Annotated in this window: 1 tRNA gene and 1 pseudogene; both read right to left on the bottom strand. The window is 61.6% G+C overall.

Annotation, left to right across the window (positions count from 1 at the left end):
• Positions 1 to 21: 21 nt before the first annotated feature.
• Positions 22 to 95: transfer RNA gene (locus ACU8YC_RS28440), tRNA-Gly, on the bottom strand.
• Positions 96 to 174: 79 nt separating this feature from the next.
• Positions 175 to 430: pseudogene (locus ACU8YC_RS28435) on the bottom strand (16S rRNA pseudouridine(516) synthase); the annotation flags it as partial.

Genomic DNA, 430 nt, shown 5'->3' with positions numbered 1-430 from the left:
CACTAGAGGCCCCGTAGAATCTGGAGCGGGCGAAGGGAATCGAACCCTCGTCATGAGCTTGGGAAGCTCAGGTAATGCCATTATACGACGCCCGCTCAGGGGTGCCTTTTTACCAGAAGGCTGGGGTGAAATGAAGCGTGGCGGCAGGTTTTTCTGGCCGGTGGCTATGGGCGGTCAGATTTGTGCGATCTCGTTGTCCGTCAATGGTCGGTAGCAGCCAGGTGACAGGCTGGCGTCCAGCAGCAGTGGGCCCATGCTCTCGCGGTGCAGGGCGGTGACCATGTTGCCGAAGTGGCCGAACATGCGTTTGACCTGGTGGTAGCGCCCTTCATGCAGGGTCAGGCGGGCTCGGCGAGGGCCCAGCAGCACCAGTTCGGCCGGTAGGGTGGTGAGATCCTCGAAACGAAAGTACAGGCCTCGGGCGAAGGCC

The sequence above is a fragment of the Citrobacter sp. VF227 genome (assembly GCF_052950715.1).
Note: the sequence above shows the minus strand (reverse complement) of the source record. Positions and strands in the feature narration are given on the sequence as shown.